The sequence below is a fragment of the Bacillus salitolerans genome, assembly GCF_042680805.1.
Taxonomy (GTDB): domain Bacteria; phylum Bacillota; class Bacilli; order Bacillales; family SA4; genus Bacillus_CJ; species Bacillus_CJ salitolerans.
Genome location: NZ_JBHUEM010000052.1, coordinates 77,685 through 100,519, shown reverse-complemented (window position 1 = coordinate 100,519; position 22,835 = coordinate 77,685). Strand labels below are relative to the sequence as shown.

Here is a 22,835-nt window from a genome sequence, read left to right as displayed (position 1 = left end):
TCGGTTACTTACCTCTGCTCCGCTTTTACTTACCCCGTTTGGCGTTTTACTTTCCTCGTTTCCTCTTTTACTTTCTCCTGCCTTCGGTTACTTACCTCTGCTCCGCTTTTACTTACCCCGTTTGGCGTTTTACTTACCTCGTTTCCTCTTTTACTTTCTCCTGCCTTCGGTTACTTACCTCTGCTCCGCTTTTACTTACCCCGCTTCGCGTTTTACTTACCTCGTTCTCTTATTTACTTACTGCTTCTCATTAATTGCTGATCAGTTTTTTCTTCACAAATTTTATTTGTACCTATTTGATCCTGTTTTTTCTTCTTCAAAATACCAATACTTTTAAAGAATAGTTTTCCACGTATGTAATGTCTTTATGAATGATCTATATAGGTTCTTTATCGCCGCTCTACCTGTTATTCTATTCACTCATACTATGTTTTAGAAAAATTTAGCTAGCGTCACGCTGGCGATCGTACATTTTTTCTAATGCGGCGTTCTATGACAACTTTGTAAGAGCCAATTTGAAAAAGCAGGAGACAAAATCTCCTGCTTTTCCTTACATTTGAGGCTGAGAGGGTATGGAGATATTGGTTAATGCTTCTTCCGCTTCCTCGTCAAACATTTCGTTTGTGGCGATATCGCCTAGTGCGACCATTCCGACAAGCTGATTGTTTTCAACAATCGGTAAACGGCGAATTTGCTTTTGTGCCATTAGGCTTGCTGCTTCTTCAATATTCATGTATGGATTACCTTGTACAATAGCAGTCGTCATAACTTGAGAAACTGGGGTAGAGCTTCCAAGTCCTTGAGCCGTTGACCGAATGGTAATGTCTCGGTCTGTGACCATACCTATCACTTGACCATTTTCTACGACTGGGATTGAACCTACATTATATTGACTCATTAGCTCAGCAGCTTCTTTAATAGTTTGACTAGACGAAACGGTTGCTACATTTTCTGTCATAATATCTCGGATTAAATTGACCATTAGTAGATCTCCCCTTTCCTCTTTAGTTTGAACAAAATCGCCATTAACTTTCAGCTAATATTTGCTACTAAAGCGTTTCGGAATAAAATCCCAATTGACTATCCATATTAAAGATAAGATCAGGTTTTGAAAGGGAGTGCTTTGATTGCTAGTAGGTTGGGAAAATTGGTCGTTACCTAGAGTGCTTTCCCTTTTACTTGGAGTAGCCAATATCATGATTTGGTTACAGGTTACCATATGGCATGCGAGAGGAAAATTCCATAAATGGCAAATGTGGATTCCTGTTATCGCTCTTCCGATACTCGGTCTGTTTTCCATCCTTCTAGCTATTTTACCTTATCGTTGGATTGGCTGGAGCGTTACGACTTTATCACTTATAGGATTACTTTCAGGTTTATACGGCGGGTCACTTCACATAACGGCAATTCGTGGTCGGACAGGGGGCTGGAAAATGGAGAATCTTATGTCAGGTCCACCCTTTATTTTACCCTTTATGATTGCCGCCACTAGTTTTATCCAACTATTAGTCATTTGGTATCAATAGGAGGGAAAAACAAGTGACACATCCAAAAAAAACCTACTATCCAGAATACGATGTATTGTCCGAATGGGAGGAATGGGATCAAGCCACACAATCTGTGATAAAAAGGCGTTTATCCACTACCACCATTCATTACTTAACGGTTGAACAACAGCAAATCCTTCTTTCATTACTACCTATCCTTTTCCCATCCCATCTTGGTGAACTGTCCGTGAATATACTTGCAATCTTTGACGAGCGCCTTCCATCGCTCAACAGTTTTCCTCTTGGAAGCACGGTGAAAACTGCTGATATTTTGACAACTGGTATCATGAGTATTCGTAAACAAGCATACGATCAATACGCACGTCCTTTTTCTGAACTAGAGGAAAGCGTGAAACGAAAAATGGTTAATGAGTTTGAAAGAAACATTGGGTATAAAAACTGCTGGCAGGAAATAGCACCTTCTTTATTTTTTAAAACGCTAATGAGTGAATTAATCAAAATCGTCTATTCGGATCCTTCGATTTGGTCAAAAATCGGATATGGAGGCCCCGCTTATCCAAGGGGATATTATGCGTTTGGATCAAGACAATTTGATAAATGGGAGGCTAAGCTTCATGACTGAGATGGCCGATATTTGCATTGTTGGGATGGGAGCGTCTGGGAGTGTCATTGCCTCCGAGCTTTCAAAAGCAGGTGCAAAGGTTGTCTGCTTAGATGCTGGACCTATCCGAGAACCGAAACGTGATTTTGCCAGTGATGAGCTAGAAGCGGAAAAGCTGTTTTGGAATGATCCACGAATCAGCACCGGAAACGATCCGATTAACCTATCACGAAGTAATTCAGGAAAGGGTGTAGGGGGAAGTGCTGTTCATTATACAGCACAGCTTTTGCGATTCCATCACTCTGACTTTCAAACGAAAACATATGAGGGCGTTGGTGAGGATTGGCCCATAACATATGACGATGTAGCGCCTTATTATGACCGAATGCAAAAGATGCTGATGTTATCAGGCCCTAATCACTTCCCATGGGAGCCATATGGTGGCCCTTTCCCCATGCCTCAGCATCACGATTTAAGTAACAATACGTTAAAATTCCGGGAAGGCTGTGAAAGCTTAGGGCTAAGACATTCAGTCTCCCCATTAGCAATCCTTTCAGCTCCCCATCATGACAGGGAACCATGTATTAACCGAGGTTTTTGTGAGGAAGGATGTATGCCGGACTCTAAAACAACCCCTTTAAACACGTTTGTACCAGAAGCTATTAGGCACGGGACAAAGGTGATTGCAAATGCGATGGTGACTCAGCTTCTAATGAATCAGGATGGTACGGTACGCGGTGTTACCTATATAAAAGATGGTAAGGAGTATAAGCAGGAAGCTAGAATTTTCATTTTGGCGTCATATGCGGTTGAAACTCCTAGATTGTTATTTAATTCAGCCAATTCACAGTTTCCAGACGGTGTGGCTAATTCAAGCGGTGTTGTCGGTAAGTATTTAATGACTAATATGAATGATCAAATGATTGTAAAGTACTCGGATGAAATTCGAATGTATCGTGGAAACCCAGTACAGGCTCTTACGCTTGATCCCTATGAAATCGGAAAAGAAAAAGGGTTTGCTCGGGGATTCATCATGAATTCTTATGGTCATCGTCCTGTTCGACTTGCCGAGTTGTTCTTTGAAAATGACTCAAGCAGATATGGTGAGAAGCTACGTGATATTATGCTCGACTACAATCATTTCGCTAGCTTTGCTATGCTAGGTGAAGTCTTACCACAAGAACAAAATAGAGTTACATTAAGCGATGAAAAAGATGACTATGGATTACCCATTCCTAAGGTTTACTTCTCTTTTCACTCGAATGATCAAATGATTAGAAAGGCTGCAAAGGACATGCTTGCTAGTGTAGGAATTGCCTCTGGAGGAGAGCCATTGTATCACTTAAAAATGACGGCACATCTGATGGGGGGGTGCCGGATGGGAAATGATCCAAAGAGCTCAGTTGTGAATAGCTATGGGCAGACACACGATGTAAAGAATTTGTATATCGTTGGGACGTCAACCTATGTAACCGCTCCTTCAGCTAATCCTACCTTAACAGCTTATTCACTCGCATTACGTTCATCTGAATATATACTCGATCAACTTCAAAAAGGGTTATCGACAAACCTCGACAAGTGACTGGCACCTGTCGAATATGGTGTAATCGACAAAACCCGACAAGTGACTGGCACCTGTCGAATAAATGGAAACCGACAGGTGCTAGGTACCTGTCGGTTTTTTTAACTCAATTTATATACTCTTGCTTCGTATGGCTTTAATGTGAAGGACGTGATGTCTTCGTTTGAATCGACTTCATAGTTACTTACAAATACTTCTTTTGCGGTATAGTTGACGGAGTTTGGTATGTTAAATACTGGCGTTTCACCTGAGAAGTTACATATCACAAGTAGCGTTTCGTCTCCTAGTGTTCGAGTGTATGCGTAGATTTTCTCGTCGTCTGGCAGAAGTAAGTTATACGTTCCATACACGACAATGTCATGCTGTTTCCGTAATTGAATAAGGTTTCTATAGTAGTGGAATATTGAATTTTGGTCCTCCACTGCTTGCTTTGCATTAATTTCGGTATAGTTTGGATTGACTTTAATCCATGGTATGCCTGTAGTAAACCCTGCCTGTTCACTGCTATCCCACTGAACAGGAGTTCTCGCATTATCACGGCCCTTCGTATAAATCGAAACCATGATATTCTCTGGGTCTTCTCCATTCTCATGAACCTTCTCGTTATACATATTAAGGGTCTCAATATCGCGGTAGTCGTCAATTGAATCAAATTTCACATTCGTCATTCCGATTTCTTCGCCTTGGTAAATGTAAGGCGTGCCCTGTAGCATATGTAAGCACGTTGCGAGCATTTTAGCAGAAATCTCACGGTATCCGGGGCTGTCATTTCCAAAACGAGAAACGATTCTCGGCTGATCATGATTATTCCAGTATAAGCTGTTCCATCCATCTTCCTCTAATCCTTTTTGCCATTTGGTGAAGGACTTCTTTAAATCTGTTAGCTTTAGCGGAGCCAATGCCCATTTCCCTTTTCCTGGGACAGAATCTAAATCCATATGTTCAAACTGAAACACCATTTGTAATTCATTTCGGTCTTCTCCTGTATACAGCCTACCTTGTTCAGGCGTAACACCTGGCATCTCTCCCACCGTAATGCTATCGTATTTTGACAGAACTTCACGGTGCATCTCTTGTAAAAATTCATGAATGCGAGGGCCATTCATGAAATACTCATGACCTGATACGTACTTTTTCCCTTCCGGATTTGGTGCATCTGGGTAGTCATCTACTTTGGAAATGAAGTTGATGACGTCCATTCGGAACCCATCGACACCCTTTTCAAACCAGAATTTCATCATATCGTACACTTCGCCTCGTACTATTGGATTTTCCCAGTTTAGATCAGGCTGTTTCTTTGAAAAAATATGTAGGAAATACTCATCTGTCGTTTCATCATATTCCCATGTTGACCCGCTAAAAGCAGATTCCCAGTTTGTCGGCTCTTTTCCATCCTTCCCTGGGCGCCATATGTAATAATCTCGATAAGGATTATCCTTTGATTTTCTTGATTCTACAAACCAGGCATGCTCATCGGAGGAATGATTAACAACGAGATCCATCATGAGCTTAATCCCTCGATTATGCATTTCGTCTAGCATCTCTTCCCAATCGGACATCGTCCCAAACTCGTCCATAATAGCTCGGTAATCACTAATATCGTATCCGTTATCATCATTTGGTGACTTATACACTGGTGATAACCAAACGACGTCGATACCAAGCTCTTTTAAATAATCTAGTTTTGATGTTATTCCTTTAATATCACCGATACCATCACCGTTGCTATCCATAAAGCTTCTTGGGTAAATTTGATAGACGACACTTTCCTTCCACCATTTTCGTTTCAAGTGTATTCCTCCTAAAGACTTTTCTAAAATCTTATCATAGCGTGAAAAGAGATTATACAGATGCACAGCAGTTAGTAGGTTTTAACGATAAAAAGTAGGTTTTTTCACAAAGTTGATACAATCTACTTCCTAATCACTATTGTTTTACGTTTCGGGTTTGTCATACTATAATTTATAGAACGGTTGTGTTACAGGCTATTGTTGATTTTATATCCATGTATTTTGGAGTGGAAGGGGTGAGACTCTTGCAGGAGAACAGGTCTCGGGAGACCCCGCTGGCGCTTTGCACGCTGAGGAGGTGGCATTTTTTACGTTAGTAAAAGTAAGCTTCGTCTCTCGCCAGAGGAAAGCGAGCTCCTTCAACGGAAATCAACAACCAGGTTTAACAGAGCCAAAAGAAAAGAAAAAGAAGGTTGTTAACATGAGATATACTAAACAAATCGAAACGCTCTTATTTATTTCGTTTGCCGTCTCTTTAATTGCAACATTAGGCAGTTTATACTTTTCGGAAATCCTGCTATTTATTCCATGTGAGCTTTGCTGGTACCAACGGATTCTGATGTATCCTCTCGTGTTCCTATTAGGGATTGCTGTCATTCGAAAAGAACCATTTATTATCCATTATGTCCTGCCGTTATCTATCATTGGCGCAGGGATTTCACTTTACCATTATTTGATCCAGAAGGTAGACATACTTGGAGAGAATTCGATTTCTTGTGGAATCGTTCCGTGTACAGGTGAATATATTAATTGGCTAGGCTTTATTACCATACCTTTCCTTGCACTGACAGCCTTTACGATTATCACAATCCTTAATCTAGTTCTACTTAAAATTGAAAGGAGCAACAAACATTGAAAAAGGTGATTATCTTCCTCGTTATTATTATCGGACTCTTTGCTGCCCTAGCGTTTTTAACAAGCTATCAAAATCAGCAGGCCGCAAAAGGGAATCCATTTGGAAAAGCAGAATTGAATCCAGCTACAATCAAACAGCTAGATGATCCGAACTACCAAAATATTATTTTGCCTTCTGAATTAGAAGACATTATTGATTCTAAGGGTGATGCTACTATTTATTTTTATAGTCCAACATGTCCTCATTGCGTGCAAACTTCACCAGTCATCGTCCCAATGGCCGATGAACTTGGGGTGGATCTGCAACTATTTAATCTCCTTGAGTTTGAGGATGGATGGAGAGCTTACAATATCCATAGTACGCCAACGGTTATTAGATATGAAGATGGAAAAGAGGTCGCCAGAGTGGAAGGACAGGTGGCGGACGATGAATTCCGTACTTGGTTCGAAAAATGGGGTAAATAGAAATACAGAATGAAAAGAAAAAGCATTGGGATCAGTTCCCAATGCTTTTTACATGACAAATGGACTTGTTGGCTTTGAATAGCAACTAAGCTTTTCTTCTCTTGGATGTGAAAAATGATGAATCGAAAATGGAAAATTGTAACCGTATTCTTCTAGAATGGACGTATTCTTCTCAAAAATTTCATAATGAGTTTCGGATATGTCCTCCGTACTCACTGTTTCAATGACAGCAATAATGGCTTGCATACTTGAAATGAGCTGAAACGCTTCTTTTAGTGTTCCATTATACAGGCCTTCTGTTTTAGGTATGAGTACATCTAGCTTCTGCAGTTCTTCTATGTATTCATCAGTAAAATAGGTTGGAAACACCTCTCTATAGATGTAATCCACTAGCTCACTAATAAATTGCTCCTGTTCGGGGGTTGATGCTACAACGACCTTCATGATATAACCACCTTTATGTATTCTTCCCGAATCTAATATTCTAGTACTAAAATAACATATTTCCACCCATGAAAGCTAAGGAAAGTGTTTCCGGCTTAACCAATTCTAAAAAACTATTGACTCTCATGAACAAAAGGCGCAAGCTCCCTCGGTAGCCTTAGGCAAGAAAAGGGCGGTTTTTCCCTATTCTTCACTTCAGGTTATTTGACCTCAGGCTGGCTGGGCGCTGAAGCAGGGTTCAGATTTGCTCGCCAATTATCCAAATAAAAACGTTTATCATTTCCTGGTATACATAGAAAAAGGGGCTTCCATTAAGCCCCCACTTGTCTTGTCATAATGTTCATAAAATCTTGGATAAATAAATCGTAGTCCAGCTTCATTGCAATTGCATCTATCGTTTCCACAGGTTCGCTGTCTGGTTTTGGTCTAAAATCAGCAATTGTTTGACCTTTTGCCACACCGTCTAAAATAATTCTCACTCTTCGATAGAAATACTCAACAATAGAAGGATTAATTATGGCACTAATGGCTAGAACGTCGTGAAATGGTGCACCAGGTATTCCTGGAACATTTTTCTTATAGGCATCATAATAATACTGATAAATGGGCTTGATTAGTGGGGCAAACTGACTATCACTATTCTTCGCAATATACTCGGCTAACTCTGGGGTGACAATTGCTTGATTGGTCACATTTAAAGGAAGCAACGTTAAAGGCTTTGCTTTCTCTATCACTAGCTCTGCTGCAATGGGGTCACCATGAATATTCGCTTCAGCCATCGCTGTTACATTCCCAGGTACTAAGAAGGCTCCCCCCATTACATAGAAAGACTTCACCTTCTTCATTTGATCGCCACCTATTATGAAAGCTATTGCTAGCTCTGTCAGTCTACCGATGGAAACAATGATTAGATCGTTTGCATAGAGGTCAATGATTTTAAAAATTTCGTCATAGTTTAATAAGTTCACCTTCAAATTTTCAGGTGGCCGAATCGGTCCCATTCCCTCAGGGCCATGGATTTCCGGGTAATAGGGAACAGCTTCCCCTGACAGTGGTCCTTGAGCACCACCTATGATCGGAATGTCTGTTTTACCAGCTAGCTGCAAGAGGTAGGCTGCATTTTGAGTGGCTTGCTCTTTCTTGACACTTCCATAGCCTGTCACAATCCCGACTAACTCAAGATCAGGATGTAGAATCGCGTACATGATGCTAATTGAATCATCGATACCGGGATCAGTAAACAGTAGTATTTTCGCCATTTTCTTCCTCCTTTTTTGAGCCTAATGAAGTATATGCTAAGAAAGGTAATTCTTTACTACTCCACCACCCCGGTTTCACTAATAATCACTCTACTATTCACGTGAAAGGTTGCTCGCTTATACGCTTCGTTCCAAGCCTTTTCATCAAAGCTTTTTGTTTGTGTCTTCGCAAGTAGGCCAATCCCAATTGGATCAACAGCTTTCTCCTGAAACTCTCGTAATAGCTTTTCAGTCTTCTCATCAATTAATTCTGAGAATTTTTCTTCTATCTTTGCAATAGTCTTAGGATCCATCACCTTCCCTGAGAATTCCCGTATATGTCCATCAAGAACAACTTCAATATGAACAACGGGATCCTTCATCGCATGCTCAATTTCATACTTTCTTTTTAATGTTAAACTAAAAATCGTAACGTACTCACCTTCAACCTTAAAAGTATATGAACCATTTTTAAAATTCTCCATTAATGCTTTGAAGAAGAACATCTCTTCATCGTCAACATAGCTCACTACCTTCTCGTCCTTAAAAATCGCAACCCCTTTTATATTGACTTTATCTTCTTCTAAATTTATATAGGGGAGAAAAGGATCTTTTCCTTTTGAAAAATAGGAAAACAAAAACAAATGTAAATTTGACCTCGGTAATTCTCTTCTTCTGACATTATTATAGATAAGGTTATAAAGATAGGTCCCCGTCCCCCGATTTCCTAAATTCTGTTCCAGCATTTCTTTAGCAGTGCCATCAACGACTGCCATAATTAAATTGGCACCAATACTTGGATCTCTCTCTAATGTGTCCACAATATCAAAGACCCCTTTTTCAGCGAGCTCCTTCCCAAAGAGTACGACTTCAACACTTCCACTTACCATAGGATCTGAAGATTTTTGCTCAACTTTTCTCTTAACAGCCTTACTTTGCGATGCTACAGCAGAAAAGGAAGTATTGGAGATACTTTTATCCCCTTCATATACGGGGATAACAAACGTTCCTCTGACAGTATCCTCATCCTCATGCGTATCATAGCCTTGAACACTAATAATATTGATATCATCGATAATTTTCTTTTGAACACAGCCTGATAAAACCAACGTGATGATTACAAAAAAGCATAACTTTCTCATGATGATTGATTACCTTTCATTTTGTCATATATTAAAGTGATCACAAACATTAGTGGGATATAGGCATAAATCACATAAAATCCAATTTGAGATGTGTATTCATTCAACATATTAATGTGTTCTCTTGTATTTGGAATTACGACAGCCAAATAGGTTAATGCCAATACAACGACTAGTAAAATTCTTTGTCTCATATGGAAAATGCGTTTTGCACCGCGACTTGCTGCCCAAATTGTAATGCAAACATTTGGCAATATAACAAGAATCCAACTCGCTATTCCGATATACTCAATCCTTTCAACAAATGGTAGTTCGGCAATTTTTAATACAGTCAAGGAAGCCCAAATCGTTCTCTCTAACTGCTCGACTGAGAAATAGACTAAACAAACTACCATCGCTACCAGATAAATAAATATCGTAAACATAGCTCCTAATTGAGCATATTTTTGGGATTTTTCTTTTTCTTTAATAAACGGATAATACATAAGCAGCAATTCGAATCCTAAAATACTTAATGTTAAGGATTTTGCAGAAATGAGAATTTCCTTTATAGAATGGTCCATTACTGGCAGTAAATTTTCAAAAAATGAATACTCTAACGGGAAGAGAAATGTCAGGATTAAATAGGCAGGCAGAATGACACCTAACAAGGCAATTCCCGCCACTGCTCGAAAACCTCCGTTAATAATGTAAAATACCAAGAATAAAAAGACGAGGCCGAATACACCTGTTTTAAAGCCAGGAAATACCCATACTTGAATTATCTCAATGTAGGTTCTAAGCACGGTAGCAGCCAATAGGATGAAATAGAAAACTAAAAGTAATGATAAAAATCCGCCAATCCATTTCCCAAAAATTGTACGGTGTATGTCCGTTATATCTCCTTGTCCCTTTTGTAGGATTTTGTACATCATCCAAATCAGAATGTGCACACCCATTCCTCCGACAATAACGGAGATCCATGCATCGTTTTCGGCTGATTCTGCAACGATTCGTTGAAATCCTAATAGTCCGACTCCTACTTGCATAGAGTGAACAAGGTAAAATACCATAAACGGAGATATTAGAAGTGATTCACGAATCTTCTGCACGAAAGACCAGCTCCTTACATGAAAATAAACTACTCATCGATATCGCGTTTAACATTCGCATCCTTTGAACTAAATCTCATTTTTGAATCAGAACGCATTAAGACTGGTCGGCTCGCTTGCTTGGAAAAGGGTAGCCTGATGAATGCATCCTTCAAATCCTTTACTCGCAGTGGATAAATCGGCTCTAAAAATGGACGCCCTAATGATGTTAAATGAATCATATGGGTAATTAAAAAACAGAAACATAAAACAATTCCAATCAATCCCCACAGGTGAGCTAACAGTAAAAAAGGAAACCGAATAAGCCGAATCGTATTACCCATTTTATAAACGGGTGTTGTAAAGGAAGCTAAAGCCGATAAGGCAACAATAATTAATAGAACATTACTTGTAAGACCAGCTTCAACAGACGCTGTTCCAATTACAATCCCGCCCACGATACCAATAGTCTGACCAACCTTTGTCGGTAGTCTTGCACCTGCCTCACGCAAGAGCTCAATCGTGAGCTCTAAAAATAATGCCTCTAAAATGGGCGGGAGTGGAATCTCGCGGCGGGACGTAATAAGGGTCGCCAATAAATCTTTAGGTATTAGCTCATAGTGATACGTTAACGCAGCCACGTAAATTGGTGTAATTAATATCGAAAAGGTAACCGCAAACACACGAACTAATCGAATAAATGAGGCTACATACCAATTAAATAAGTAGTCCTCAAAAGATGAGAAAAACTCTACAAAGGTAGTTGGAGCAATTAGTGCATGTGGAGAATCCTCCACGAGAACGGCAATTTTCCCCTCTGCTAAAACAGCAGCTACCCGGTCCGGTCGTTCTGTATCGAGTACTAAAGGAAAGGGTGAATATTCATTATCTGTAATAATCTCAGCAATATACGAGCTGTCTGATATAAAATCAAAATCAATATCTTCAATTCTTTGCTTCATCGTATTGATATTTTCTTCTTCCGCTATCCCGTCAATATATAGAATCGCCACCTTTGTTTTCGAGAGCCTACCGACAATCACTTCTTCTACCTTTAACTCTTGAATAGGAAGCCTTTTTCTTACTAAATGAATGTTCGTATCCATTGACTCAACAAACGCTTCCTTCGGTCCGACGACACTAAACTCGACTTCAGGTGCTGAAATATTTCTTTTCTCTGTTTTTTGAATTTGTATGAGAACAGCATCTTCCTTGTCGCTATTTAAGTAAAGAAAAAGATATCCCTCTGGTAGCTTCCTTTGTATATCCTCTGGCTTTTCTACTTTGATGATTTCTTGAATCGGAATCATTTTTCTTAGATCCTCTTCCCCGCGTTTTGGTAAATAGGGTAAAATATCACGATTGATTTTTTCTGAATCAACAAGGCTCGAAAAATAAGCAATCGTATACGGGACTTCCGCTGCATCATTCTGATAGTGAACAAAATCAGAGGACCTTTTAAAATCATTGATTATATCCTGAATAGTATGAAAATCCTTCTTGAGTAATTTATTTAGCCATTTCATTTTGAACCACCAAGCTTTTAGTAGGGTACATTCTATCGGTTATCATTCCTTGAAAAAATCCAATATATGCATAACTTCCCACTATATGAGACAACATGAAAAGTGAGGACGTATTAGTCAAAGAAAGGGTTTTTCTTATGAAGCAGCTGTGGAACAACCTAGTAAAACAGGGAAACCAGCCAACTATTACAAATGAAGCGAATAAAACAGCAGAATCAATTCAAGTAGAAAAAGAACTCGATGTAAATCTTGAAGAGATTAAAAAAGCTTTTTCTTATCCGAAAAACTCTGACCTAGTCATAAGAAATATATTTATTAAATCTTTAAAATTAAAGGCTATCATCATTTTTTTAGATCATACAACAAACACAAAGATAATTGAGGAAAAAGTCATGATCCCCCTATTAGAAGGGTCATTGAATGAATATGAGCTAGCAAAAGACACGTCTACCGTGATTATGAATGATTTAATTTCAGCAAAAGAAGCGACAAAGCTAACAGATATTAATCAAGTCATTAACGAATTATTAATTGGAAATACGATGTTATTACTAGACAATCAAGCGTATGTAATTTCCATCCAAACGACTGAATTTGAAGCTCGCAAGGTTGAAAAGCCGAATGACGAAAATATTTTAAAAGGTCCAAAGGAAGCGTTTGTGGAATCCGTTTCCACCAATATATCTCTCATTCGAAAAGCTTTAAAAAGCCAAGACTTAGTGTCTGAAAAGGTAACCCTCGGGGCAAGGGGCATTTCAACAGTCACTATGCTATATATGAGTGAAATCGCCAATGATCAATTAATTGAAAAGGTTAGAAAAAGAATCGAAGACATCACGGCTGAAGATATTCAAACACTTGGCATACTTGAACAGCATATTGAGGACCGGCCATATTCGATTGTGCCAACAGTCTTATATACAGAAAGACCGGACCGAGCTGTTGCTTTTTTAAAAGAGGGCCATATTGTCTTGCTTATGGATACATCCCCAAGTGCTTTAGTTGTACCAGTTACGTTTTGGGCATTTTTTCACACATCAGAGGATACGTATGCAAGATGGCTTTACGGTAATTTTTCAAGGATCATTCGATTATTAGCCATGTTTGTTACACTGTTTGTCCCTTGTGCCTATATCGCTATTACCAATTATCATGTTGAGATGTTACCAACTGATCTAGTGTTAGCCATTTCTGCCTCCAGAGAGCGTGTTCCTTTTCCAGCTATTTTTGAGGTGATTCTCTTATTAATAGCTTTTGAATTAATTCGGGAAGGCGGAGTTCGTGTCCCCACCCCGATTGGACCAACAATTGGGATTGTCGGAGCCTTAATACTTGGACAAGCAGCCGTTGAGGCAAACATTATTAGTCCGATTTTAGTCATTGTTGTTGCCGTTACAGGCCTTGCCTCCTTTGCTGTTCCGAACTTATCTCTAAATTATTTTGTGCGTTTATCAACCTATATTTTTCTCCTTTTTGGTGCACTTTGGGGATTTTTAGGAATAGCTGTTTGCTTAACGATCGGGATTGCCTATTTAACATCCATTAAATCCTTTGATGTTCCAATACTATCACCACTAGCTCCTCACTATCCATCCTCCAAGGATTTAGTGGTGCGTCCTCCTGTATGGAAGCAATGGTTACGCCCTTTCCATGTGCATCCGAAGGATCCAGTTCGCGCGGAGAAACCCGGGAAGGATGAGAGTGAATGATTCAACCTTCAGATCGAAAACTAGGGCCGAGAGAGCTCGTCACAGTCATTATATTAACGATGGGGATAAAATTCTCTGATATGACCCCTACTATTCTTTTCAAAGAGGTGGGGAATGCTGCTTGGATGGTTCCGATCCTAGCAGGATGTATTATGTTCATTCCCTTTATCTTTCTGTTAGTTCTTCTCAAGCATTATAAGGATCAAGGGTTTCTTGACATTATTAGACAAGTCGTTGGGGAAAAGCTTGCCTTCGTATTTGGAATGATGCTATTTCTGATTGCTTTTTCAAGTACTATCGTGAATAGCCGTAGTTATACGGATATCATCAATACGATGTTCTTTCCAGATACTACTAATATTAATATCTATATTTTACTCATGGTAGCTAGTTACTTTGTAGCAAACCGTGGTTTTCTTGTAATCGGGTATACAGCTTATTTAACCGCTCCGTATATTAAAGCCGTGTTAGCGCTACTCGTGATTTTAGTCATTCCACATTTGAATTTCGACTACCTATTTCCAATTTTCGGGAATGGTGTGGGAGAAATCGCCTTGAATTCACTAGTATATAGCCCCATTATGGGAGATGTTCTATTTTTTTCAATTGTCTTCCCAATCTTTAAGAACTATACAGCATTTAAAAAAGCAAGTATTGCGGCTTACATCTTTGTCATCGTTGAGCTCGTCATCTTCTATGCCACCTTTATCATGTATTTTGATTACACAGGAATTAAACATATTCCGTACCCATTTCAGGAAATTACAAGATCAGTTGAGGTCGGACGCTTTTTATCGAATGTCGAGGCTTTGTTTCTAGGCTTTTGGAGTGTTGCAACGGTTGTCCGCTTTGCGGTTTATCTATATATCTCCGTTGCTACTTTTGCCTATTCATTAAAAATAAAGGAATTTGAGCCATTGCTACTTCCATTTGGAGCGTTAACGGTTTTATTAGGTTCCATCCCACAAAATCTTATTTACAATACACTTATTCTGAGAGTACAGTATATTTTAAATGCAAGCTGGATTTTTTTACTTATTTTACCTCCTCTTATCTGGACGATTGCCAAATTAAAGGGGGAGTTCTCAAAATGAAACAATGGACGAGCCTATCTTTACTTTTTGTTATACTTATTTTGCTCAGTGGCTGCGGTGACAAAATTGAAATAGAAGAAGAAGGATTCGTTGTTGCACTAGGAATGGACTTACCAGAGGAAGAAGATGCAAAAGGAATCGACGTTACATTTAAACTAGCAAATCCTATCCCCGGACAGCAAGGTGGAACTCAAGAACAGGGAAAGGAACAAGAAGAAGCCGTTGTCATCACGATTCGTGCTCCTGATATTTTATCAGCACGAGATTTGGCTAACACGTCAGAAACAAGGAGATTAAATTATTATCATACAAAGGCTATCATTATCGGTGAAGAGCTTGCTCGGTCAAATGAATTTCTTAATTTAGTTAGTAGTATTCAAAGAGAAAGGCAAGTTCGCGGAGAAATGACGATAATGGTTTCGAAGGAAAGGGCCGCTGAATACTTAAGGAAAAGCCAATCTGCCTTGGAAGCAAGTCCGCACAAATTCTATGATTTCATGGAAAGAAGATGGAAAAAGAATGCGCTTGTACCAGATTCAACGATGCAAACCTTTTTCCATGGTATCGAGGCGGATAAAGGCGGGATATTAGCTTCATACACCACTACTGAAAGATCAAAAACTAATAAAGCCGGAAATGAAGATGAATATTTACCTGGGCAGGTTGATATTGAAGGTGGAACAGAAATTCAATTAATCGGTGCTGCGGTTTTTCAGGATGGAAAAATGGTGAGTACTCTTACCGGTGAGGAAACGAGGTTTGCTCTTATGTTTCGCCCAGATATAGATCCGGAACAGATGATCTTTACGTATGTAGATCCTCTTGATCCTGATCACCGTATTGTGATTAAAGGGTATACATTAGGTACGGATATAGATGTAGATTTAAAGGATAGCATACCTAAATTACACGTTACGATAGATATGGAAGTAAGAATCCTTTCAATTCCAAGTATGGTGAATTATGTGGAGGACATTGAAAAGCAGCGATTATTAAAGGAGCATATTGAATCTGAATTGGAGAGAAAAGGAATGAATTTAGTTAAAAAATCCCAAGAGGAAATTAAAGGAGATCCCTTTTACTGGGCATTAGCTGTACGAAAAAAATTCCTAACCATTAAAGAATTCGAAGATTTTAATTGGAGAGAGAAATACCCAATCTCGCACATATCACTTACGTATGATGTGAACATAAGAGATTTTGGTAAGAAGTTACGTCCCCACACTGAACACGAGATAAGAGATAAGGATTGATCACATGCCATTTTTAGTGGTTGTCGTTTGTATGTATATTTCTTATTATACTTTTTCCTTTGGGCAAATGGTTCGAAAAGATGGTAATACATTTGCTCCTCCATTTATCTATTTCATCGGGTTGCTTGTATTAACATTGCCATTTTTTCTGTTGTTTTATTTCTAAGTTTCTGTGGATCAAAGTTGTAATGTCTCCCTCCATTCTTCATAATGAATGATTAGAGAGTATTTTTCGAGAGGAGATTGGCTTTGGATTACGTACTATATATCATCTTAGGCGCAAGTGTCGGCATTTTATCAGGCTATTTCGGTATTGGCGGTGGGTTTGTTTTAACACCTATTTTGTTGTTAATGGGATTATCGCCGATCGTTGCGATTGCTACTAGTTTACTTTATACAATTGGAACATCCTTTTCAGGGATTGTCGCCCACTTTCGAATGAAAAACATCCAATTTAAAACGGGGTTAATGATGGCAGGAGCTGGCCTTGTTGCTACTCAGGTCGCCCATCCGCTTGTCTTATTTCTAGAGAGAATGCAGCTGGAGGACATTGTAATCCCTTTATTGTATATATTATTAGCCGGCTATTTTTCTTACTCAATGCTAAAGAAACAGGTACCTAAGGACACCAATCAAGGAGGCAGTCGAATAAATTGGGTGGCACCACTATTGATTGGATTTGTTGCAGGCTTTGTGTCGACGACTCTTGGTGTTGGCGGAGGATTTATTATCGTCCCCCTTTCCATTACATTCTTGTCCTTACCTCCACGTACGGCTGTTGGTACTAGTCTATTTGCCGTATTGTTTATCGTTACGGCAGGATTTATTACCTATTCTACAAGCACGAAGATTGATTATGTCCTTGGACTTACGTTAATTATCGGATCTGTTATTGGTGGTCAAATCGGGGCCTACATTACAAAGCTTTATCATGATGATGAGATCAAACGTTTCCTTGGCATACTCTATGCATTTACAGTCCTCAATATGGGATTAAAAATGATTGGACTCGCCTATGTGGGATTAGCCATATCTCTTGGATATATTGTGTTCTTGCTAGTCATGTTTACAATTAGAACGGTTCATTTCTTCAAGACCAAAAAGCATGAAACAAAAGGGGAAATGTCATGATTCATACGGCTCGAAAAGGGGAGTGGCTTGAAATACAAGCACCAGTAACATGGGCAGATAGATCCATTGAAGAGATTGCAAAAGAGGAACTGAAAATACCTAAAAAGCTGTTACATAGTCTTCGAATGGAAAAAGGAATTAAGTTAAATGGGAAAGATCAGCCGTGGAGCACGAAGCTCATGACTACTGAACAGCTTATGATAAAATGCTTTATAGACGAGGAGTTTGGAGTTCTACCGCAAGACCTTTCTATTGACATTCTATTTGAAGACGATCATTTACTTGTTGCGAGTAAACCTATATCCATGGACACACATCCAAATGAACCAAGTCAAGTAGGCACATTAGCAAATGGGATTGCCTTTCATTGGATGCTAACTGGTATTCATGCCAAGGTGAGACATATCCATCGGCTAGATCGGGATACGAGCGGAGCAATTCTTTTTGCGAAGCATCAGATGGCAAGTAGCCTTCTTGACCAAATGCTAGAAAATAGAGAAATTAAACGAACATATATCGCTTATGTAAGTGGATTGATGAAAAAAACACGGGGAACGGTTAAAGAGCCAATTGGCCGGGACCGACACCACCCAACAAGAAGAAGGGTATCAAAGGCAGGTCAAACAGCAGTCACACATTATGAGGTAGTAGAAACGTTTCAAGCATCTAATGTGACAAAGGTTAAGCTTCAATTAGATACTGGGAGAACACATCAAATTCGTGTGCATTTAAGTCATCTAGGACACCCCATTATGGGTGACAAACTATATGGGGGTCCAACAACAGACATACAACACCAAGCCCTCCATGCCGCTTACTTATCGTTTATTCATCCTATAACGAAGGAAGATGTTCAAATTACTGCTCCTTTCCCCGCTGAATTACAACTTTATGAAAAGAAATTAAGGTGACAGACTATTCCTCTGTCACCTTTTTTAATATCTCTTGTATGTATACCGTTGGTGTCGCAACTCCAACAATCTCCTTCGTATCTATAGACGGGTTTCGAAGGGTAGCAAATATAACCCCGATGACCTCCCCCTTTTTGTTAATGACAGGACTTCCACTATTTCCTTTATAAATCGGTGCCTGAATCATCATTAAAGGAACATTCATATCTCGTAAAGAAGTTTCCCCGACAATCTCACCTTCATTCGCAATTTGTGTGAAGGCAAGCGGATTTCCAATAAAGTTAACCTCATCTCCTACTTCCCATTGTTTTTCAAACGAAAGAGAAAGCACAGGAAGGTTTTCCGCTTCAATGTCCACAATCGCGATGTCTAGTTCAGGGTACTTTTCAAGCACTGTTCCAACATATGAATGACCTGCTTTAAAATGAACATTTACCTTGTTAGCATGTCCAACCACATGTTCATTTGTAATAATAAGTCCTGATGAATCGATGTTAAATCCTGTTCCTTTTACACCATCCCAGTCAATGGTGACAACAGATTGCTTGTAAGCTTTTATGTCCTCCTGCTGAGACAATCGACTTGAAGTGGCTAAAAAGTCGATTGCAGGTAGATTAATAATTTGTGGCCAAATGGCCAATCCATTAATTAATAGAACTACTACTATGATCCATCCAATCATTCTAAATTTTTTCGTTTTTTGTTTTTTTTGAACTTGCTTTTCCTGTTCCCATTCCTTATCATTTTCTGTAAAATAGGCATCCCAATCAAAATCAGGATCATCATATTTGAACTCCTGATTGTCCTTTTCTGGATCTCGGTCCTTTTCTTGATCCATATTATACCTCCTATTTGTAACCTAATTATCTTTATTATTTCCATTTCTTTTTGCTTTGTACAGAAAAACGGTTTATTTTTCCAAGATAACGCGTACTCCTATATTAAGTATGTTTATTTAAGGAGAGGTTTATGATGACGATTGTGCTACTACAAGGAAGTTCCAGAGAAGACGGAAATACTGAATACTTATCCAACTTAGTGGTTAAGGGACTTCCGTATAAAGAGATTAAACTCCGAGACTTCAACGTACGTCCAATTATTGACCAAAGACATGATGAGCATGGATTTGATCCTGTCGATGATGATTATGATGAAATGATCACGAGTGTTCTAGAAGCTGATTTACTCATTTTCGCCACCCCCATTTATTGGTATGGGATGAGCGGACATATGAAAAATTTTGTGGATAGATGGTCTCAAAGCCTACGGGATAAACGGTTTGATTTTAAAGCTGAAATGAGTAAAAAGAAAGCAATGGTTGTACTTTGTGGAGGTGATCACCCTCGTGTCAAAGGCTTCCCACTCATTCAGCAGTTTCAGTATATTTTTGATTTTGTTTCCATGCCTTTCGAGGATTATGTCATCGGTCATGCACGAAAACCTGGTGATATTAAAAACGATGTAGATGCCTTGCAAAAAGCGAGGCTACTGAATGAGCAGTTGTTAAAGGTCGAAAAAATGTAGTTTTGTTATTACACAAAAAGAATTTCCAAGCATGAAAAATCTCTTTTTACTCAAAATAATGGATGGGCATGGCAAGGGCCATGTTCAAAATTATTTTGGTGGAGGGATTCGGATGCAACAACAAACTCAAGGCCAAACGGCAACTGGTACAATAATGCCTTCAAATACAATGCAACAGCAAATGAAACACGGCGGACATGAGGTGTTTGAAGCACATGAAGTTTTATCTGGTTTAATTAGTTTATCTGATCAATATTTACTATTAGGTCAGCAGGTTCAAGATCAGGAGCTAAAAAGTATCTTCTCTCGTCAGCAACAATTCATGCTTGGGGAATATAACGTGATGGTGGAAGCGTTTAGTAGCGGTCAAGATCCTTCCAAACCTACTTCACAGTATAAAATGAACCAAGACAACGATGTTGTATACGGGTTAAAGCCTTCAAAACCGAAGAAGCCAGCAATGGCAACAACCGAAATTAATGATGAATGCATTTGTAATATGATGGCATGTGCCGTGAAAGCAACTGCTTCACAGCTAACGATTGCCTCACTCGAAACGACCAACCCTGTCTTGCGCCGAGTATTTGCAGATAGCATTCCAAACTTTATTGAAATGGCTTATGAAATTTTCCTTTACCAAAATAAAAAGCATTACTACCAAGTACCACAATTAGCCGCGCAAGACATGAACCAAATGATTGGTAGCTTTACAACCATGAATCAAACTCAATTGCAGTAGCACTAGTAAATGGTCCCTTTCTATAGGGACCATTTATTTTATATTGATTTTTAGTAAGGTTGGACAAACTACTTGTACAAAAACTAGCTTTACAGAAGGACATTCTGTATGATGAAAAGCGAGACAATTTTCGGAGTGATGCAAATATGACAAAAGTGGTACTTGAGAGAAAAAGAAAAAAACGGTTAGAGCAAGGTCATCCTTGGGTTTTTAGGAGTGAAGTTGCTCGTATTGAAGGAGATTTTTCCCCTGGGGATACAGTTGATGTCTACAACCATCAAATGCATTTTTTAGGGAGAGGATTTATTAACCCAAATTCTCAAATGATTGTTCGAATTCTTACATATACACAGGAAGATCTAAATGAGGCATTCTTTGTAAATAAAATTAGGAAAGCCTGGGAGCTACGTCAAAAATTAATTCCTGACGTTAGGTCTTGCCGAGCTATTTATGGCGAAGCTGATTTTCTACCTGGGCTGATTGTGGATAAATATGAAGATGTACTCGTTGTACAAATTATGGCACTAGGTATGGAGGTAAGACGAGAGTGGATTTTAAAAGGTCTACTAGAGGTATTTGAACCCAAGGCCATCTATTTACGAAATGATGTGTATGTTCGCGAGCTTGAAGGCATGCAGCAAGAAAAAGGGTTTTGGTATGGTGAATCTGATACTGAGATTGTGATTGAAGAAAATGATGTCAAATATATTGTCGATATCAAAGACGGACAGAAGACAGGTTTTTTCTTCGATCAGCGTGAAAATAGAGCAGCAATCAAACCATTGATTGGTCCAGAAACGACGTTACTTGATTGTTTTACCCACACGGGTTCGTTCATGCTGAATGGCTGTTCGTTTGGCGCTAAGCATGTCACAGCGGTCGACATTTCCGAGCATGCGATTGAAACAGCAAAGCGTAATGCTGAGTTAAATGGCTTTACAAACGTTGAATACGTAGTAGCCAATGCGTTTGATTATCTTCGTGATGCCGTTTCACAAGGGAAGGAATGGGATGTCGTCATTGTCGACCCACCCGCCTTTGCCAAGTCTGCTCATGCTGTTAAAAAGGCAATGGGCGGCTATAAAGATATTAACCTAAATGGTTTAAAGCTTGTGAAAGAAGGCGGATTTTTCATTACCGCTAGCTGCTCGTTCCATTTACGACCTGAGCTTTTTAAACAAGTGATCCAGGAAGCAGCATTAGATGCCCGTAAAGTGCTAAGAGAGATTCACTGGAGCGGCGCTGGCTATGACCACCCGAAGCTTTTAGCAGCTGACGAAGGTGAGTATTTGAAGTTTGGGATATATGAAGTGTTTTCAAGGTAAGTTATATTCTAAGAAGAAGCTGGTTCATTTTGAAATGAACCAGCTTCTTTTATTTCTGTGCTTTTACCTACCAAGAAAACGAGTAATCATTGGTACAAAACCTGCTACTTGATTATACATCCCTCTCATTTGTGATGCGGTCGACGCAATCTTTTGAAAGTCCCACTTGCCATCTTCATTTCTAAAATGAGACAATAGGCTGTTTGGCTGGTTCGGTTGACCTATCATTCTTCTTCCTGGGCGAACCTGACCTCTAGGCTGAGTAAAAAAAGGCTGTCGTATAGGTGGATTCCGATAAGCAAATGGGTTTTGTCTGGGAGCAAACAATCTATTTTACCTCCTCCATTTTTATTCTCTCTATATTTGTATGAACGCCTTTTCTGCGGCGAAAGGGGTATTTGTCTTAATTTGAGAATAGACACGGGAAATGTACCGAGACAATGTGTTTGTTATCGTAGTGGAGATAAGTGAATGGTTAAGTATTTGTTCCGTGGAGGTAAGTAAATCAGGAAGCGGGGTAAGTATTTGAACGGCATAGGTAAGTAATTCGAGAAACGAGGTAAGTAAATTGGCGAGCCTGGTAAGTAATTCGTTTTAAAGGTAAGTAATTTCAGCTTTCAGGTAAGTAAATCGTGAATCGTGGTAAGTAATTTCGACTTACAGGTAAGTAATTCGTTTTAAAGGTAAGTAATTTCAGCTTTCAGGTAAGTAAATCGTGAATCGGGGTAAGTAATTTCGACTTACAGGTAAGTAAATCGTGAAACGAGGTAAGTAATTTCAGCTTACAGGTAAGTAAATCGTGAATCGGGGTAAGTATTTGCACGGCACAGGTAAGTAATTCGTTTTAAAGGTAAGTAATTTCAGCTTACAGGTAAGTAAATCGAGAAACGAGGTAGTATTTGCACGGCACAGGTAAGTAATTCGTTTT

22 protein-coding genes are annotated in these 22,835 nt (G+C 39.2%); 13 read left to right on the top strand and 9 right to left on the bottom strand.

What is annotated here, in order from left to right:
* Window positions 1-550: 550 nt before the first annotated feature.
* Complete coding sequence (locus ACFSCX_RS20970) at window positions 551-982, bottom strand: CBS domain-containing protein (RefSeq protein WP_377930214.1); 432 nt, start codon at window positions 980-982, stop codon at window positions 551-553.
* A 145-nt stretch (window positions 983-1,127) separates the two neighbouring features.
* Between ACFSCX_RS20970 and ACFSCX_RS20965 the strand changes: the two genes are divergently transcribed.
* The 3 genes from ACFSCX_RS20965 to ACFSCX_RS20955 are packed head-to-tail and all read left to right on the top strand — an operon-like array spanning window position 1,128 to window position 3,691.
* Entirely contained in the window at window positions 1,128-1,526 is a 399-nt protein-coding gene (locus ACFSCX_RS20965; protein WP_377930213.1) for a hypothetical protein, read from the top strand.
* Window positions 1,527-1,539: 13 nt separating this feature from the next.
* A complete protein-coding gene (locus tag ACFSCX_RS20960; RefSeq protein ID WP_377930212.1) occupies window positions 1,540-2,130 on the top strand; it encodes a gluconate 2-dehydrogenase subunit 3 family protein in 591 nt (196 codons plus the stop codon).
* On the top strand, window positions 2,123-3,691 hold the full coding sequence (locus tag ACFSCX_RS20955) for a GMC family oxidoreductase (RefSeq protein ID WP_377930211.1): 1,569 nt from the start codon (window positions 2,123-2,125) through the stop codon (window positions 3,689-3,691). The genes ACFSCX_RS20960 and ACFSCX_RS20955 overlap by 8 nt, the downstream gene beginning before the upstream one ends.
* Window positions 3,692-3,792: 101 nt before the next feature.
* On the opposite strand, the gene ACFSCX_RS20950 is transcribed toward ACFSCX_RS20955, so the two are convergent.
* The gene (locus tag ACFSCX_RS20950) at window positions 3,793-5,481 is read right to left on the bottom strand and encodes a glycoside hydrolase family 13 protein (RefSeq protein ID WP_377930210.1); all 1,689 of its coding nucleotides are present in this window, start codon (window positions 5,479-5,481) and stop codon (window positions 3,793-3,795) included.
* A 421-nt stretch (window positions 5,482-5,902) separates the two neighbouring features.
* Between ACFSCX_RS20950 and ACFSCX_RS20945 the strand changes: the two genes are divergently transcribed.
* Window positions 5,903-6,337, top strand: coding sequence for a disulfide oxidoreductase (locus ACFSCX_RS20945; protein ID WP_377930209.1), 435 nt, complete (start codon window positions 5,903-5,905; stop codon window positions 6,335-6,337).
* Window positions 6,334-6,801, top strand: coding sequence for a thioredoxin family protein (locus ACFSCX_RS20940; protein ID WP_377930208.1), 468 nt, complete (start codon window positions 6,334-6,336; stop codon window positions 6,799-6,801). The genes ACFSCX_RS20945 and ACFSCX_RS20940 overlap by 4 nt, the downstream gene beginning before the upstream one ends.
* 48 nt (window positions 6,802-6,849) lie before the next feature.
* Here the strand turns inward: ACFSCX_RS20940 and ACFSCX_RS20935 are convergent, their stop codons facing one another.
* From ACFSCX_RS20935 to ACFSCX_RS20915, 5 genes are all read right to left on the bottom strand, one after another.
* Window positions 6,850-7,245: a DUF5365 family protein gene (locus ACFSCX_RS20935; protein WP_377930207.1), complete on the bottom strand. Its 396-nt coding sequence runs from the start codon at window positions 7,243-7,245 to the stop codon at window positions 6,850-6,852.
* 311 nt (window positions 7,246-7,556) lie between these two features.
* On the bottom strand, window positions 7,557-8,504 hold the full coding sequence (locus tag ACFSCX_RS20930; RefSeq protein ID WP_377930206.1) for a nucleoside hydrolase: 948 nt from the start codon (window positions 8,502-8,504) through the stop codon (window positions 7,557-7,559).
* 56 nt (window positions 8,505-8,560) lie between these two features.
* Window positions 8,561-9,625, bottom strand: coding sequence for a Ger(x)C family spore germination protein (locus tag ACFSCX_RS20925; RefSeq protein ID WP_377930205.1), 1,065 nt, complete (start codon window positions 9,623-9,625; stop codon window positions 8,561-8,563).
* A complete protein-coding gene (locus ACFSCX_RS20920) occupies window positions 9,622-10,716 on the bottom strand; it encodes a GerAB/ArcD/ProY family transporter (protein WP_377930204.1) in 1,095 nt (364 codons plus the stop codon). Before ACFSCX_RS20920 ends, ACFSCX_RS20925 begins: the two co-directional genes overlap by 4 nt.
* A 29-nt stretch (window positions 10,717-10,745) precedes the next feature.
* Entirely contained in the window at window positions 10,746-12,221 is a 1,476-nt protein-coding gene (locus ACFSCX_RS20915) for a spore germination protein (protein WP_377930203.1), read from the bottom strand.
* A gap of 137 nt (window positions 12,222-12,358) precedes the next feature.
* On the opposite strand from ACFSCX_RS20915, the gene ACFSCX_RS20910 reads away from it, so the two are divergent.
* The 5 genes from ACFSCX_RS20910 to ACFSCX_RS20890 all read left to right on the top strand — a co-directional run bounded on the left by ACFSCX_RS20910 (window position 12,359) and on the right by ACFSCX_RS20890 (window position 18,319).
* Window positions 12,359-13,930 (top strand): spore germination protein, encoded by a 1,572-nt coding sequence (locus tag ACFSCX_RS20910; protein ID WP_377930202.1) that lies wholly within the window; start codon window positions 12,359-12,361, stop codon window positions 13,928-13,930.
* A complete protein-coding gene (locus ACFSCX_RS20905) occupies window positions 13,927-15,024 on the top strand; it encodes a GerAB/ArcD/ProY family transporter (protein WP_377930201.1) in 1,098 nt (365 codons plus the stop codon). Before ACFSCX_RS20910 ends, ACFSCX_RS20905 begins: the two co-directional genes overlap by 4 nt.
* Window positions 15,021-16,277, top strand: a complete 1,257-nt coding sequence (locus ACFSCX_RS20900) for a Ger(x)C family spore germination protein (RefSeq protein ID WP_377930200.1) — start codon at window positions 15,021-15,023, stop codon at window positions 16,275-16,277. The genes ACFSCX_RS20905 and ACFSCX_RS20900 overlap by 4 nt, the downstream gene beginning before the upstream one ends.
* 249 nt (window positions 16,278-16,526) lie before the next feature.
* The gene (locus ACFSCX_RS20895) at window positions 16,527-17,408 is read left to right on the top strand and encodes a sulfite exporter TauE/SafE family protein (RefSeq protein WP_377930199.1); all 882 of its coding nucleotides are present in this window, start codon (window positions 16,527-16,529) and stop codon (window positions 17,406-17,408) included.
* Window positions 17,408-18,319, top strand: a complete 912-nt coding sequence (locus ACFSCX_RS20890; protein ID WP_377930389.1) for an RluA family pseudouridine synthase — start codon at window positions 17,408-17,410, stop codon at window positions 18,317-18,319. The genes ACFSCX_RS20895 and ACFSCX_RS20890 overlap by 1 nt, the downstream gene beginning before the upstream one ends.
* A 4-nt stretch (window positions 18,320-18,323) precedes the next feature.
* Here ACFSCX_RS20890 and ACFSCX_RS20885 read toward each other — a convergent pair whose 3' ends face one another.
* A complete protein-coding gene (locus tag ACFSCX_RS20885; RefSeq protein WP_377930198.1) occupies window positions 18,324-19,157 on the bottom strand; it encodes a S1C family serine protease in 834 nt (277 codons plus the stop codon).
* Window positions 19,158-19,297: 140 nt separating this feature from the next.
* Here ACFSCX_RS20885 and ACFSCX_RS20880 point away from each other — a divergent pair, with 140 nt between their 5' ends.
* The 3 genes from ACFSCX_RS20880 to ACFSCX_RS20870 all read left to right on the top strand — a co-directional run bounded on the left by ACFSCX_RS20880 (window position 19,298) and on the right by ACFSCX_RS20870 (window position 21,907).
* Window positions 19,298-19,843 (top strand): flavodoxin family protein, encoded by a 546-nt coding sequence (locus tag ACFSCX_RS20880; RefSeq protein WP_377930388.1) that lies wholly within the window; start codon window positions 19,298-19,300, stop codon window positions 19,841-19,843.
* Window positions 19,844-19,955: 112 nt separating this feature from the next.
* On the top strand, window positions 19,956-20,582 hold the full coding sequence (locus ACFSCX_RS20875; protein ID WP_377930197.1) for a spore coat protein: 627 nt from the start codon (window positions 19,956-19,958) through the stop codon (window positions 20,580-20,582).
* Window positions 20,583-20,728: 146 nt separating this feature from the next.
* Window positions 20,729-21,907 carry a class I SAM-dependent rRNA methyltransferase gene (locus ACFSCX_RS20870; RefSeq protein WP_377930195.1) on the top strand — a complete coding sequence of 393 codons (1,179 nt, stop codon included), beginning with the start codon at window positions 20,729-20,731 and terminating at the stop codon, window positions 21,905-21,907.
* 63 nt (window positions 21,908-21,970) lie between these two features.
* Here the strand turns inward: ACFSCX_RS20870 and ACFSCX_RS20865 are convergent, their stop codons facing one another.
* Complete coding sequence (locus tag ACFSCX_RS20865) at window positions 21,971-22,234, bottom strand: YppG family protein (protein WP_377930194.1); 264 nt, start codon at window positions 22,232-22,234, stop codon at window positions 21,971-21,973.
* Between the last annotated feature and the right edge of the window lie 601 nt (window positions 22,235-22,835).